Source organism: Acidaminobacter sp. JC074, assembly GCF_022496765.1.
GTDB lineage: Bacteria > Bacillota > Clostridia > Peptostreptococcales > Acidaminobacteraceae > JABXKX01.
The window spans coordinates 121,017-136,255 of record NZ_VANV01000006.1 but is presented as its reverse complement, the minus strand read 5'-3'; the positions used below and the strand labels follow the sequence as shown (position 1 = coordinate 136,255).

At 36.9% G+C, this 15,239-nt stretch carries 13 protein-coding genes; all 13 read right to left on the bottom strand.

The features are described 5' to 3' along the window. Positions 1-263: 263 nt before the first annotated feature. Complete coding sequence (locus EZV73_RS07985; RefSeq protein ID WP_240839732.1) at positions 264-1,874, bottom strand: hypothetical protein; 1,611 nt, start codon at positions 1,872-1,874, stop codon at positions 264-266. A 254-nt stretch (positions 1,875-2,128) separates the two neighbouring features. Continuing rightward, positions 2,129-2,497, bottom strand: coding sequence for a zinc-ribbon domain-containing protein (locus EZV73_RS07980; RefSeq protein WP_240839731.1), 369 nt, complete (start codon positions 2,495-2,497; stop codon positions 2,129-2,131). 58 nt (positions 2,498-2,555) lie between these two features. After that, positions 2,556-3,098, bottom strand: a complete 543-nt coding sequence (locus EZV73_RS07975) for a hypothetical protein (protein WP_240839730.1) — start codon at positions 3,096-3,098, stop codon at positions 2,556-2,558. Positions 3,099-3,285: 187 nt separating this feature from the next. After that, positions 3,286-4,455, bottom strand: coding sequence for a M20 family metallopeptidase (locus EZV73_RS07970; RefSeq protein WP_240839729.1), 1,170 nt, complete (start codon positions 4,453-4,455; stop codon positions 3,286-3,288). Position 4,456: 1 nt separating this feature from the next. Continuing rightward, complete coding sequence (gene alr, locus EZV73_RS07965) at positions 4,457-5,590, bottom strand: alanine racemase (protein ID WP_240839728.1); 1,134 nt, start codon at positions 5,588-5,590, stop codon at positions 4,457-4,459. An 8-nt stretch (positions 5,591-5,598) separates the two neighbouring features. Then, positions 5,599-7,197, bottom strand: a complete 1,599-nt coding sequence (gene ggt / locus EZV73_RS07960) for a gamma-glutamyltransferase (RefSeq protein WP_240839727.1) — start codon at positions 7,195-7,197, stop codon at positions 5,599-5,601. A gap of 10 nt (positions 7,198-7,207) precedes the next feature. Continuing rightward, positions 7,208-8,770, bottom strand: a complete 1,563-nt coding sequence (ggt, locus tag EZV73_RS07955; RefSeq protein ID WP_240839726.1) for a gamma-glutamyltransferase — start codon at positions 8,768-8,770, stop codon at positions 7,208-7,210. 3 nt (positions 8,771-8,773) lie between these two features. Beyond that, positions 8,774-9,538, bottom strand: coding sequence for a creatininase family protein (locus EZV73_RS07950; RefSeq protein WP_240839725.1), 765 nt, complete (start codon positions 9,536-9,538; stop codon positions 8,774-8,776). After that, positions 9,538-10,533: an ABC transporter ATP-binding protein gene (locus EZV73_RS07945; protein ID WP_240839724.1), complete on the bottom strand. Its 996-nt coding sequence runs from the start codon at positions 10,531-10,533 to the stop codon at positions 9,538-9,540. Before EZV73_RS07945 ends, EZV73_RS07950 begins: the two co-directional genes overlap by 1 nt. Next, positions 10,533-11,534, bottom strand: a complete 1,002-nt coding sequence (locus tag EZV73_RS07940; protein WP_240839723.1) for an ABC transporter ATP-binding protein — start codon at positions 11,532-11,534, stop codon at positions 10,533-10,535. Before EZV73_RS07940 ends, EZV73_RS07945 begins: the two co-directional genes overlap by 1 nt. A 2-nt stretch (positions 11,535-11,536) precedes the next feature. Next, positions 11,537-12,388 (bottom strand): ABC transporter permease, encoded by an 852-nt coding sequence (locus EZV73_RS07935; RefSeq protein WP_240839722.1) that lies wholly within the window; start codon positions 12,386-12,388, stop codon positions 11,537-11,539. 10 nt (positions 12,389-12,398) lie between these two features. After that, positions 12,399-13,376 (bottom strand): ABC transporter permease, encoded by a 978-nt coding sequence (locus tag EZV73_RS07930; RefSeq protein ID WP_240839721.1) that lies wholly within the window; start codon positions 13,374-13,376, stop codon positions 12,399-12,401. A gap of 83 nt (positions 13,377-13,459) precedes the next feature. Beyond that, the gene (locus tag EZV73_RS07925; protein WP_240839720.1) at positions 13,460-15,184 is read right to left on the bottom strand and encodes an ABC transporter substrate-binding protein; all 1,725 of its coding nucleotides are present in this window, start codon (positions 15,182-15,184) and stop codon (positions 13,460-13,462) included. Positions 15,185-15,239: the final 55 nt, after the last annotated feature.

Sequence of the window (15,239 nt, the reverse complement as noted above, 5' to 3'; positions counted from 1 at the left end):
GTGGATATAAAGACATTTCAACAAAAACATAAAAAATACACCTGGCTGAATCAAGCAAACGATATTTTTCGGTATGCCAAAAACAACCCTGTGTATACACATAGGTCTATGTATTAATATGCCCCCTTATCTATCAAATCTACCTCAACACCTATATTGTAGCACTTTACATCACTTTTATCCATAGTTTTTTATGGATAATTGCATATATTTTTACGTTCACAAACCGTTAAAAAAATAACCCACTTGTGATGGGTTATTCGTTAATAAGTTATATTTTCAATAATAGCTAAAATATCGTTGATGTTTTTATTATCTGTAGCTTCAAAATTCTCTAAGACAATCTCCTGGATCTTATAAAATGTGTCTTTAGGATCAGAACTAATTTGCTTTAAGAACCGGTTATAATAGAGTTCAAAACTCGATGTGATTTCAGGTAAATCCACCACTGATGCATACTTAATGGCATCACCACTTAATCTAACGGTTCGATCAGGCGGTATATTGGCTTCTTCAACACTTAAATTTCTTGCAATCATCACTTCATTACAATCAAAGTAAATTTCAAATGCCCTTGTAAACTGGTCTAAAGCATACTTATCAGAGTTTTCTTGACTTATTAGTCTAAGCTTATAACCTCTTTTTATATTCTTTAAGGCCTCTAAGGCAATTCTTGCACGGTCATGTTCTGAGAAGATACCACCAATTTCAAGATAGTCACTTAAAACACCCGTTTCTAAAAAATCCTTGATGCCTGTTTCAAGAATAAACTGAGTAACCAAGCCATCGGTCTTTATCTTTTCTTCTTCTTTATCTAATCTTTCCTTATAATCTTTAATAAGTCTTAGGTCTCTTGTGCTAAAGTTCTTTACAGCCAATTTCTTAAAAGTATAAGCCATTCTATCTGAAAACATCTTAGTCGTGATATTCATTGTAGAAAAACTGTATCTTAAAGTATAATTGTGACTCTGTAAATACTTTGGACTCCTTACAAGACCCATAATATAATCATTAAGTTCTCTAGCATCATACTTTAATAGTAAATTCTTTTTATTTTCTAGTGCTTCATAAGCATCCAAGAATATTTTAGAAGCATCTTTTACATCATTAAGAACCAGTGCGTGACTTAAATTTTTATCAAACTGTATAACCTCTTCATCCAAAATAATGTAATATGGATAAATCGACATTTTTTCAAACTGGTTGGCCCCTTGAATAGATATATACTTGAGTCTGACGAAATCGGACAAACCAATCAACTTAATAAAAGATGCAAACTTTTTTAGTGTCTGTTCTTTGGAATCAAATTTGTTAGAGCTGTCGAATAAAAATAAGAATTCTACATCTAACTTATCTGGACCAATTGTTCTTGAAAGATTGTTTAATGCATGGAAAATATCATTGATTAAGGTTTCGTCAGCTAAAATAAAGAATCTAGCTTTAACCAAAGATTTTTTTGTATTTACAAGCTTTGTGATATTGTAAGTGATGTATCTCTTGATTCTATCATAAGAATGAAGCACCTGATTCGTCGGTTCCTCAGAAGAATAAACAGAAATCTCATAAGATGTATCTTGACTCAGTTCCTCAAGTTTATTTAACATCTTCATCACATAATCGATACTCAGTCTTTCGCTTTTATCAATATTAAACTTGCTATTCATCTCATCTAATATATCTAATTGCGCATCAGAAAAAACGCCGCTATCTATTATCTTCTTGTAATCTTTTTCAGTGATATTTTGATCACCCGATAACATACGGTGTAATGAAACATAAGATATTGATGTCAATTTACTGAACTCATTTATCGATAAATTATTGTGTTCAATCATCTGTCGTAAAACGTCGAAAAACCACTTATGTTTTGTCATTATTTGTCACTCCTTCACCTATAAGTATATAGCATATACCACTTATAATAAAGTATCATTCTACACACAATAGGCTATAAACTGGCTTCTAGGCCAAATGTCTTTAATAAACTAGATAAATTCTTGCATGATAAAACGGGACCCGTGTCCCGTCATTTTACATTTTAACAGTTATTTACTACTTATATTATAAGCTATTGCTTCATCTAGGGCAATAGTCAAATAGCACTTATAAGCACATTGTAATGATAGGTCTATAACTTATCACCACAAGCTGGACAACGCTTATATTTCTTTTTAAGCTGCTCGCCACATTCAGGACAAAAGTTATAACTTTTAGTCTCAACAGGTGATTTCACATCACGTTCTAATAAAGCTTCTACTTGTCTGTTATCATCATCTAAAGACTCCGAAACCTTATGTCTTTTCTTAGTTAAATGCTTTATTTGAGTCACAAACTGATAGATTGACATACCGATGAAGAAAACACCAAACAATACAAAAAACTTTGGTGCGCCCATTCTTACTGCTGTTCCTGTCCAAAAGAATGCGAACACAATACCAAAAGCCGCACTCAGCATTTTAACAACTGGTGATCTATTATCTTGTCTCATATTTCTCATTATAAAATCCCCCTTTAAAATAGTATAACCATCTTTCGATGGTTATACAAAGTATTATCTATTTTATACTTAAAATTTTAATTTCTTTTTCGTAAATCTGCTCGAGTTCTTCAATCAACCTATCTGCATCTGCAATTGTAAGGGCATCTGCAAACAAGATGGTTTTTTCCATATAATCAAAGCAAATCTTGCCCTTTTGATAAGTTAAATAATCGATTAAATGTGACGACTTCTTATCTCCAGCTTCTGCTAGACGTAAGTTCTTAACCTCCAAAAGTTTGTATTCCTTTGACATCTTCATGCCAAAAGCAACCTTTTCCAATGTCCATGTTCTTTTAGTGGCAGTAATTTTTTCAACGCCCTTATAACTCCATAAGGTATTTGCTGTGAAAATGATCAGAGTAGCTCCACATGGAATCAACCAACATAGGTAGTGGTTAACCATTAAAGACTCACATAAAAAATAAAAAGCTCCTAAAAAGACAGTCATGTAAAATAAGAGAAGAAATACTTTATAGGCAATCTGACTCAAAGAGCTACCATGTTTGATGGTGATTTCTAGTTTTTCGTCACTTCTGTCAATCTTATATGTCCCTTTCATCACTACCTCCGAGTGGTAATATTCCTTACATATTCTATTATACCAATTTTTCTCAATTAATAGCAATAGAATTTACAAAATATTCCCAATTACCTTACAGTATCCTCTCATTAGACGGAAGGAGTATAAAAAAGTTCCCTTATACCGAAAAAAAGTGGCCAGATAGACCACTTGATAAACTACTCTTTTATAATTTTAATAATTTGAGTACAGCATTTACTTCTACTTGAACACCAATTTTCATACACGCCTCATTCACAACAAAGTGTTTGCTGTGTAGTGGGAAGTTTTCACCATCATGACCACACCCTAAATGGAAAAAGGCAGATGGTACTTGATCTGAGAAATAAGAGAAATCTTCTCCACCCATAGAAGGAAATTCCTTATAAACAATATTTTCTTCGCCAACAACCTCTATAGCAGATGATTTAACTATATCCGTTACAAAATCATCGTTAATAAGGGCTATATACCCATCCTTAAAGGTTACATTGGCTTTACCACCAAAACCCTCAGCTACAGATTCAGCCATGGTCTTGATACGATTTTTGGCAAACTCTCTTGATTCTGTATCAAGAGCTCTTAAAGTACCTTCTAACATAACCCTGTCAGTAATGATATTGGATTTTTCACCACCATAGATTTTACCGAATGTTAAGACGGTAGAATTTAGGGGTGATACATTTCTAGATACAATGGTCTGAAGGTTGGTTACAATAGCACTTGCCATTACAATGGCATCAATGGATTTATCTGGATAAGCAGCATGGCCAGATTCTCCGACTACTTCTACCTTAACGCTGCCAGAATTACCATTTAATTTACCGTATTTAAGCTCAACTTGTCCTGTCTTAATGTTAGGCATAACATGCAGGCCGATAACGTGGTCTACATCAGGATTCTTTAAACAACCATCTTTGATCATTCTGTCTGCTCCACCAATGGCTTCTTCAGCTGGTTGAAAGAAAAACTTCACATTACCCACTAATTCACTTTCCATCGACTTTAAAACCTTAGCAGCACCCAACATAATGGTTGTATGTACATCATGTCCACATGCATGCATGACACCATCATTGATAGAATGAAAATCCAGTTCATCAGGCTCTTGTATTGGAAGGGCATCGATATCTGCTCTGATACCAATGGTCTTGCCACCTGACTGGCCTCTTATAATAGCAACAATACCTGTTTCTGCAATACCTGTTTCAAATTCTATATTCCAAGCATCCAGGTACTCACAAATCTTCCTACCTGTTCTTAACTCCTTACCACTGAGTTCGGGATGTTTATGAAGGTCTCTTCTGATCTCGACCAATTCATCGAATATCGATTCAATCTTTTCTTTTAACGCCATATTATACTCCTTCAAGCAGGTAGTCTAACTCCTTATAAACTTTACCTTCTTTAATATATATTCTTGGTGTTCTTCTAGTGATTCTTGAAATCAGTTCATTTTTATTGGTTTGGCCCAGTAAAGCTGCTTCTGCAATTGACAAAGAACTATCTGAACCATCACCATAAATGACAACTTCATCACCTTCTTTGATATCAGGATAGTCTGTAATATCAACCATGCACTGATCCATACAGATAACGCCTACAACTGGTACCCTGTGTCCTTTAATGGTTACCATGCCTTTTTCAAACATATTCCTTGGATAACCATCAGAATAACCTAGTGGCAAGGTCGCTATACGGCTCTTTCTTTTAGCCTGCCACTTATAATTGTAGCTTATACCTTCGCCTTCTTCTATATCTTTGACATAATATACTTTACTTTTAAACTGCATGACTTGCTTAAGTGGTATGGTCTTAGTTCTGAAAGAACTCAAACCATATATAAGTGCTCCTACCCTTACCATATCCATATGGAACTCAGGATACTCTACTGCAGCAATAGAATCACAGATGTGTTTGTATTTAAAATTGTAATCTATCTTTTCTATGGCTTCATTCAGTCTTTTAACTTGTAAAACATTTTCTTCATGTCCTGCCAAGGCAAAGTGAGAAAAAATGCCCTCTACATCTAAATCAAGCTCAAGGATTTTCTTAATGGTCTCTATACTTTCATCACAGTCTCTAAAGCCCAGTCTGTTAAAACCAGTATCATATTTGATATGAACCTTAGGTCTTACTTGATAAACTTTACCGAGTTCAGCTAACTTGACTGCTTGTTCATAAGAAAAGATACACTGAGTAATCCCTTCTTTAACCACCTGGTCTAGGTACTCACTTGGCGTATAACCCATAATGAATATATCTACATCAAAGTGCCTTCTAAGTTCTAATGCCTCCGTAAGGGTCGCAACAGCGATAACCTCTACTTGGTTTTCTATGGCTGTTCTGACTATTTCTACAGCACCATGCCCATAGGCATTAGCCTTAACAACTGCTGCTACACATACATCTTTTCCCACATAATCCTTGATAGATTTTAAATTAAAAGCCAAATTGTCTAAATTAATCTCAACATAGGTATCTCTATACATATCCTCTCCTATAAACCTATGGCTACGCCGTCTCTTCTAGAGTCAGCACCACCAATGATTTGTCCATCCTTGTAGCAGACACCATTAACGCCACCCATTCTCTTATCAAAAGCATCACGAACCAGCATCTCATGTCCCATTTCAGAAAGTGCTTGAACAGTCTCTTCAGGAATTCTGTCCTCATAACAAAGTGAGTTTGAGAAGTTCTGTGTGATTCTAGGTGAATCAATAGCTTCTTGTACATCCATATCATGGTCTATTATTTTAGATATAACTTGAACAACTGCATTGATGATCCTGTTGCCTCCTGGTGAGCCTAGTACCGCAACCGGCTTACCATCTTTAAGAATAATGGTTGGTGCCATTGTACTTAAAGGCTTTTTTCTTGTATCCACAGAATTGATATCATATTTCTTAGTAGAAAAATCTGCCATGGTATCATTGAGTAATATACCTGTGCCTTCTGCAACCATGCAAGAACCAAAGAAATGGTTGATGGTCTTGGTTACTGAAACCACATTGCCCTCTTTGTCTGCTATAGAATAATGAGTCGTATCATCGTGTTCATAAGTCCAAGGATCGTAATAGGCTGTATTGGTTGCCTTATTAAGATCTATTTTTTCTGCTAATATTTTTGCGTAAGCCTTTGATCTTAAGCCGTTCAAAGGCACATCTACAAAATCTGTGTCCCCCATAAACTTAGCCCTGTCTTCATAGGCAAGCTTAAAGGCTTCTGCAAATAAGTGAATATATTCAGGAGAATTCACTTGTAAATCTTTCACTTCAAAATTCTCTAAAATATTTAAAGTCTGAATGATATGGGTACCACCTGATGATGGTGGTGGTGATGAAATGATATCATAGCCTCTATAATGGCCAATCACAGGCTTTTTTATATCCACCTTATAATCTAGCAAGTCTTTTTTTGTTAAAATACCACCCTTTTCTTTTACAGTCTTAACAATGGCATCACCAATCTGGCCCTTATAAAAAACATCTGGCCCCTTACTGGCGATCAGCCTTAAAGACTTACCAAGACTTGGATTTATAAACATTTCACCGACTTGATAAGGTCGATCACCTCTTAAGTAAACTTGGCTTGCAGATCTGCAATCCTTTAAATACTTGCTGTAAGTTTCTAGCATCTTCTTCATCATTTCAGTGACTTCAATGCCTTTTTCTGCAAGGTCTACCGACGGCATAATGACTTCTTCTAAAGAGAGGCTACCATAGTTTTCTAAGGCGTATACCATACCAGCCACTTCACCTGGCACACTAACAGACTTAGCACCAATGGCATTTTCTTTATTAATAACTTTACCGTCTTGACCCAGTTGCCACATGCATGTAGATGCGGCTTCAGGTGCAAATTCTCTAAAATCTAAGAATACAGGCTCTGTCATATCAGCCGTCTTAATGGTCATAAAACCACCACCACCAAGGCCTGATGTGGCTGGTTCACAGACACCCATGGCAAAGCCAACTGCAACAGCTGCATCTATGGCATTACCACCTTCTTTTAGAATTTTTGCACCTATCTCAGATGCCTTCTCCTTACCTGAGGAGACCATGGCTTCTTTACTTGTACTTCTTCTATTTGAAATCATATATTCACCCTTAATAACCTCTTGCTACGCCATCCCTTCTTGGATCAGCTGCACCCTCAAGTTCGTTATCTTTATACCTAACACCCTGTACGCCACCTAGTTTTCGGTCGTAGTCTAAAAGTCTCTCAACCTTGTGGCCACGTTTTTTGAGTGCCTCCTGGATATCGTTTGAAATTCTTCCTTCTAAGTAAACTGTTTCTGTCATATCATCCGATATACGTGGAGAATCAATGGCCTCCTTGATATTCATTTGATAATCAATCAGCTTAACTATCAGCTGAGAAACAATTGGTATGATCCTGTTGCCACCAGGCGAACCTAAAATGGCAAAAGGCTTCTTGTCTTTAAGTATGATGGTTGGGCTCATAGAAGATAGGGGTTTCTTATGAGGTCCAACAGAGTTGGCTTTTCCTTCACCTAAGATAAAACCTCTCATCTGACAATTAAGTACAATACCTGTATTCTCAGGTACTACACCTGAACCAAAGAAAGCACTGATGGTTTTTGTCACAGAAACCATATTGCCATCTGAATCACCAATGGAATAATGTGTGGTGTCCTTTGGTTCATAATCATAAACATTACCTGGGCTGTAGGACCCTGATAACGGTGTAATCTTATCAGCAAGCGACTTACCATATGCCTTTGATGTCAAACCCTCAAGAGGCACCTTGCAAAAGTTAGGGTCCCCCATATAGGTCTGTCTATCTGCAAAGGCAAGCTTAAAAGCTTCTGAGAGTATATGAATATAGTCTTCAGAGTTGACATCCATGGTCTTAAAATCATAATTCTCAAGTATGTTTAAAATCTCAATAATATGAGTCCCACCTGATGATGGCGGTGGTGACGATAAAATGTCATAACCCCTATAAGTGCCTTTAATGGGTTTAACTTCATTTACCTTAAAGTTTTTAATATCCTCTACAGTCATATGACCTGAATGTTTGTTAACAGACTCTGATATCTTCTTTCCTATGATATTGTTAAAGCCTTCTAGACCTTGGTCTCTAATGATTTCAAGAGTCTGAGCTAAAGGTTCATTGTAAAAGATATCGCCAACTTGATACGCTTTTAAGTAAGGATTACCCTCTTCTTTAAACTTCTCAAGTTTACCTGAACAAAGGGTCATATCCTTTTTAAGGATTTTACTGACCACAAAGCCATTTCTGCATAAATCAATGGCTGGTTGAATGACTTCCTTTATGGACATTGAACCATGTTTTTCAAGTGCATAAAGCAAACCAGGTACCTCACCAGGGACACATATAGACCTGCCACCTTCACTTTTGGCATCATCGATGATATTGCCCTTTTCATCTAAAGACCACATAGACGGTCTTGCGCTTTTAGGTGCAATTTCTCTAAAATCAATAAATGATACCTGACCTTTATGGTACAAGGTCATAAAGCCACCGCCTCCTAAACCAGAGGCATTGGGTTCACATACACCGAGTGCAAAGCCTACTGCAACAGCAGCATCAATGGCGTTGCCGCCTTTTTTTATGATTTCAACGCCTATATCCGTTGCTTCTTTTCTTGCCGTTGAAACCATACCACCTGAGGCTCTTATCATAATCTATCCCCTCTTCAGAATTATTTCTGAAATAAAATCCGAAATTTTTTCTACGACTAAAGCATTCATCTTTTCACCAAACTCTAGGCTGGCTCTTGTCGCATCACCTAATGCACCATTTTCACTGACCTCTTTATAGTCCCAGAAAACACCCCCGTCATAAGCATATTTTTTGTCTAAATATAGGGTATGGTCTGTAAACTTGGCAGCTTCAAGTGCATGGTATCTTACATGGTCAGGTGCTAAAAACATGGTCTGAGAAGTTTCTACTTCACAAGCATGGCCCTTAAAGTCTGTAAAATCTTCTTTTGCAGCAAGTTCCTTTACCAAAGAACCGCCCATGGAAGAAATATAAACATCCATATCTAATTCCTTTTTAGCCTCTGTTGCAAACTCATGAACAGGTCTTTTATTACCACCATGACCTGTAATAAAGAGCACCTTGTTAAAACCATGTTGTTTTAAAGACCAACAAATGTCTCTGGTCATTTTAATGTAGGTTTCTAAAGAAAATGTAAGTGTGCCTGGAAACTTCATATGATGATAAGAAAGACCAATTGGCAGTGTTGGACCGATTAAGACCTTTGATCCGAACTTCTCTCCTATTAACCTGCCCATAGCCCTAGCACGAACGGTGTCAGTTGCTAAAGTTGTATTTGGACCATGCTGTTCTGTGGAGCCCAGTGGTATAATCACCAACTCAATGTCATCTTTAACAGCATCTAGTTCTACCCATGTCATCTCTTCAAGTATCAAGGCATTCATCATTACTTTCCTCCGTATAAGTGACAAGCCACCATATGGCCACCACCCATGTCTACTTCTATTGGTTCATCCTTCTTACATACATCCATGGCTTTTGGACACCTTGTATGGAATCTACATCCACACGGTAAATCCACTGGATTTGGCGCTTCACCCTTGATCTTTGATAAAGAAAACTTTAACTCCGGATCAGGATTTGGTGCCGCTTCCATTAAAGCATCTGTATAAGGATGGTATCTTTTTTCTATTAACGACTCTGTAGGTCCTTGTTCTACAACTTTACCCAGATACATAACGGCAGTTCTATCACTGATGTACCTTACCAAGGAAATATCATGTGAAATAACAATACCTGCTAGATCTCTTGTTGTTATCATCTTTCTAAGGAGTTTTAAAACACCTGCTCTGATTGAAACGTCCAGCATAGAAACTGGCTCATCAGCAATTAGAAAATCCGGTTGTAAAACCAAAGCCCTGGCTATAGCAACACGTTGACGCTGTCCACCTGACATTTCATGAGGAAATCTCTCCATAAACTGTTCAGCAGGTTTAAGCCCAGATTCTTCTAATATCTGCTTGGCCATTTCATAGCGCTCAGCCTTGTCTTTACCAATCTTATGAATTTCAAGGGGTTCCATGATGGTATCTTTGATTCTAAATCTTGGGTTTAAAGATTCATATGGATCTTGAAAAACCATTTGAGCTTGTCTTCTAAAGGCTTTCATATCCTTTCGATTCATATGTGTCAGCTTGGTATCTCCAATCACAATAGATCCATCTGTCGGTTCATGAAGACCAAGAAGCAACTTGGCTGTTGTCGTTTTACCACAACCAGATTCACCAACAATACCTAGTGTTTCACCCTTGTTGACAAATATGTTGATGCCATCAACGGCTTTTAATGTTTTTCTTTCCTTTACTTTGCCATCTGTTCTGACTTTGACGTTAAACTCTTTTCGTAGATTGATGGCTTCTATTACTCTTTTGTTTTCAGTCATCACATTCTCTCCCATGTATCTGCAATATCCGCCAATTTACGAAGTTCATCTCGTTCATTACTTCTAGCACAATAAAAATAACCATTTTCCACATTTGTTATTTCTAGTTCTTCTTTACATTTATCTTGTCTAAATGGACATCTTTCATAGAATCTACAGCCCGAGATTTCCTTAGATAAATCAGGCGGTGTTCCTTGAATAGAAACCAGTTCTTTTTTCTCTCCAACAAGTGATGGGAAGGCATTTTTAAGCCCCATTGTATATGGATGATTCGGTCTTTTTAAGACTTGAACCACATCACCATACTCAATGATTTTTCCACCATACATAACCGCAACCTTGGTACATGTTTGAGCAACAACAGATATATCATGAGTAACAAGAATCATTGATCCGTCGTATTGGTCTAATAAGGCGTTGATTCTCTCAAGTATCTGCGATTGTACAATTACATCTAGCGCTGTTGTTGGTTCATCCGCTATAATCAGCTTAGGATCTAAGGCTAAACTCATGGCTATAATGGCACGCTGCTTCATACCGCCAGAATAAGAATGTGGATAATCGTCTAAACGACCTCTTTCAAGACCAACTAAATCAAAGAGTTCCTTTGCTTTTTCCATAGCCTCAGCTTTTGTACCACCATTGTGCTCAAGGATGGGTTCTATAATCTGAGTACCCACTTTATAAACAGGATTTAGAGAGTTCATAGCACTTTGTGTTATGAGTGATATCTCTTTCCATCTTTTCTTTCTCATTTCTTCAACAGATATCTGAGTTAAATCCGATCCATTAAAGAGAATGTTGCCATCTAAAACCTTACCGTTTGAAGGCAGCAAATTGATAATACCTTTGATCAGTGTACTTTTACCACATCCTGATTCACCTACAAGTCCAAGTACATCACCATTTTCAAGTTTCATAGATACATTATCAACGGCTCTTAATTTACCTTCAGACAACTTATATTCAACTGAGACGTTTTTTAATTCTAATAATGCCATACCTATCTCTCCTTCAATCTTGGATTTGCAATTTCTTCAAATGCTCTACCCATCATATAACCTGATAATACAAGCATTGTGATTGCAATACCCGGTGGTAATATCCACCATGGCGCTTTAAACATTGCCTGAGAGGAATAACAAGTAAATAAAATTCTTCCCCAACTTACTTGCATAGGATCACCTAAGCCAAGAAAAGAGATAGATGATTCTGACATGATTGCTGACGCCATTGATGTTGATACATAAATTAAAGATACCGGCACAACATTTGGCGCTATGTGTTTATACAGCACTCTGCCATCACTTGCACCACTTAATTTTGCAGCTTCTATAAAGGTTCTGTTCTTAAGTGATAATACTTGTGATCTGATAACCCTTGAAGAGTTTCTCCAGGTAATCAAAACAATGGCTAGTATAACGTTTTGGACACCAGGCCCTAAAACCGATACCAAAATAAGTGCGAATGGCAGAAATGGTAAACCATACATCACATCAACAATACCCATAAGGATTCTGTCAACTTTACCGCCGAAATAACCTGCAATTAGGCCAACATTTGTACCTATAAAGGCAACACAGACTGCTGAAATACATCCAACTAGAACGGCTACTCTTGAACCGATCACCATTTGCGAGAAGACATCTCTACCCATGTAAGTTGTACCCAACCAGTGTTCTACAGATGGCGGTTGTAATCTCTTTACGCCGCCTTCAGCAAAGAACTGAATTTCCATTGGATCATAAGGTGCAATAGCATCTGCAAAGATTGCAACAAGTACAAAGAATACAAAGATGACAAGGCCAATGACACCTAATTTATTTTTTCTAAACATTTTCAATACGTTTTTCACTCTAGGCCTCCTAATCCAACGAAACTCTTGGGTCTAGATATGCATACAAGATATCCGCAAGTAAGTTAAATGTAATGGTTGTAAATCCTATAAATAAGAAAGCACCTTGAGCCAGCGGGTAGTCTCTAGAACTTACAGCCAATACTATCTCACGCCCCATACCAGGCCATCTAAATACCGTTTCAACTAAAACAGATCCACCAATTGCCAAACCAGCCTGTACAGCAAAGATGGTTACAACAGGTAAAAGAGCTGTTCTCATAGCATGTTTCATTCTTACTTTTCTTTCAGGAATACCCTTAGCAAAAGCAAGTTCAATGTAGTCTTCTTTTATAACTTCAAGCATAGATGTTCTCATTAACAAAGTAGGGGTTGCCATTGAGTAAAGTGCTGAAGTTATAGCAGGTAAGATCAAGTGTCTTAGAAAATCCAAACTTAGAACCTTATCCAAGAAACTTGTATAATCATTACCAACAGTTGTCATACCACCAAGTGGCAGCCATCTGAGTTTAAAGGCAAATATGGATAGTAAAATCATACCTGTCCAGAAAACAGGTGCACATCTAATGATGAGTGCGGCAACCGTACCGATTAAATCCAACTTAGTATTTCTATGCCAAGCTAGGATTGAACCCCCGATAATACCGATTGTAAAGGCAATAATCAATGATGTTGTAGTTAAAACCAAAGTGTTTAAAAATCTTTCACCAATAACTTCCGTTACTGATTTACCATAGGTAAATGAGTTTCCAAGGTCACCTTGAAATAGACCCTTGATGTAAATGAAATACTGTTCAGGTATAGACTTATCAAGTCCATACATCTTCATCATTAACTCTTGAGACTCTTGATCAAGTCCCGAATCTATATACATACTTACTGGATCGCCTGGCACGACTCTAAACATAAAGAACACTATGGATATCAATATCATCAAAGTAAAAAAGGCGATGATGACTCTTTTTAATATGTATTTTGATAACCTCATAAAATCTCCATTTCATAATTCGAAGTTTCCTTCGACAAACATAAGTTGTGTAGACTCAAAGAGTCTACACATATCAAATTCTACTAATTACTTGGTAAATATGGTGTTACAGTATAGTTCTCAGGATAATAAATGTTGCCTTCAACGTCCCATCTGTAACCAGCATCTTCTAACTCTTGTCTCGCTTTAGCCATATCAAAGTCTAACATTTCAATATCTGGGTTGTACCAGAAAGTGTTGTCATCAGATACAAGTGAGAATGATTTTAAAGCGCCACCATCAAAGACAACATCTAAGATTGTTTGTCTTGGAATAGCCATTGTTAATGCACGTCTTGCATAAACATCATCAAATGGTGCTTTTCTCATATTGTAGTGAATCACGTAAGAACCCATATCAGGTAATTCTACGATTTCAATGTTAGGATTGTTCTTTACTTCTTCTAAGTCCATAGGCATCATGTTGTAAGATGTTAATTCAATTTCACCTGCTACCAAACCTTGGATAAGACCCATTGATTGTGTATATGGTGTTCTTACAATGGCATCAATCTTTGGTACCATAAAGTGATCTTTGTTAGCCTTTAATGCAAACTCTTCGTTTGGTCTCCAGTAATCAAAGATAAATGGACCAGAACCGATTGCCGGCAAGTTTTCCCATGTTAAAACGCCTTCAGCGCCTTTTTCTTCTAATGCTTTAGACCAGATATGCTCAGGTAATATCAAACATTGAGATAATGTGTTTGATAAAAACGGTGCATATGGTGCTGTTAACTTAAATGTTACTGTGTTGTCACCTGTAATCTCTACAGATTCAATGGCTCTTACATGAGCATTGTATGTTGGTGATGACACTTCTTTGGCAAAGTCAAATGTAAACTTAACATCATCTACAGTTAAATCTTCACCATCATGGAACTTAACGCCGTCTCTAATTGTTACTTCAATAGTTGTATCATCAATCTTATTGATATCTGTTGCCAACCAGTTAACAACATCACCATTGACATCTAATCTTACCAGTGGGTCGTAGATATTCTTTAACATGTAGATATCTTGACCCGTCTTAGTTGCTAATGGGTTTAAAAGATTGATATCATTAACCTGACCTAAGTTTAAAGTCGTGTCATCAGTAAGTGGTGTGATGTTCATAAAGTTCCAGAATGAATAAACACCTAAACCAATACCTGGTGTTACATTTGTGAATTTAGATTTATCATAAGCATTTTTAAGCTTTAATTTAAACATTGGTGGTTGAGGTACGTCTCTAGCAAGTAAAGCCTGCATACCTTTTGCAGCTTCTTGTCTAGCAGCCATATCTAAGTTTGTAGCAAACTCATCTGCTAATGCATCGTATTCAGGATTGACATAACCTGTAATGTTGTAGCCACCCTCTACATCTTCTGCTGAATGGTGCATCGAATACAACCAGTGGTATGGATCTACACGCTCTGGCTTACCGCCCCACTTAACCATAAATGCCTGGTGTTCATGAGCCTTCATACCCTCAGCTGACATAGTAGCCCATTCTCTTGTTTGAGCATCAACTTCAAAGCCAAGTTCTCTCCATTTGTCTGCAATCATCAAACCTGCTTCATAACGAATCGGGTCTTTTGTTTGTGTTTGAATCCAAAATTCAATTGCAGGAACTCTATCGTTTGGATCTAATTCTTCTGTTGGTGTTACTTGTACTTCTTCCCCAGCTGCTGCAGCAGTTTCTGTAGGTTCATTCTTTGCACATCCTACAAACATGCTTAAAAGTAAACACATAACTGTTAAAAGAGCAATTATCTTATAACTTTTTTTCATTACTTTTCCCCTCCAATTTATATTTTACGTTTTCCACTTTCCTTATAACGCAAAT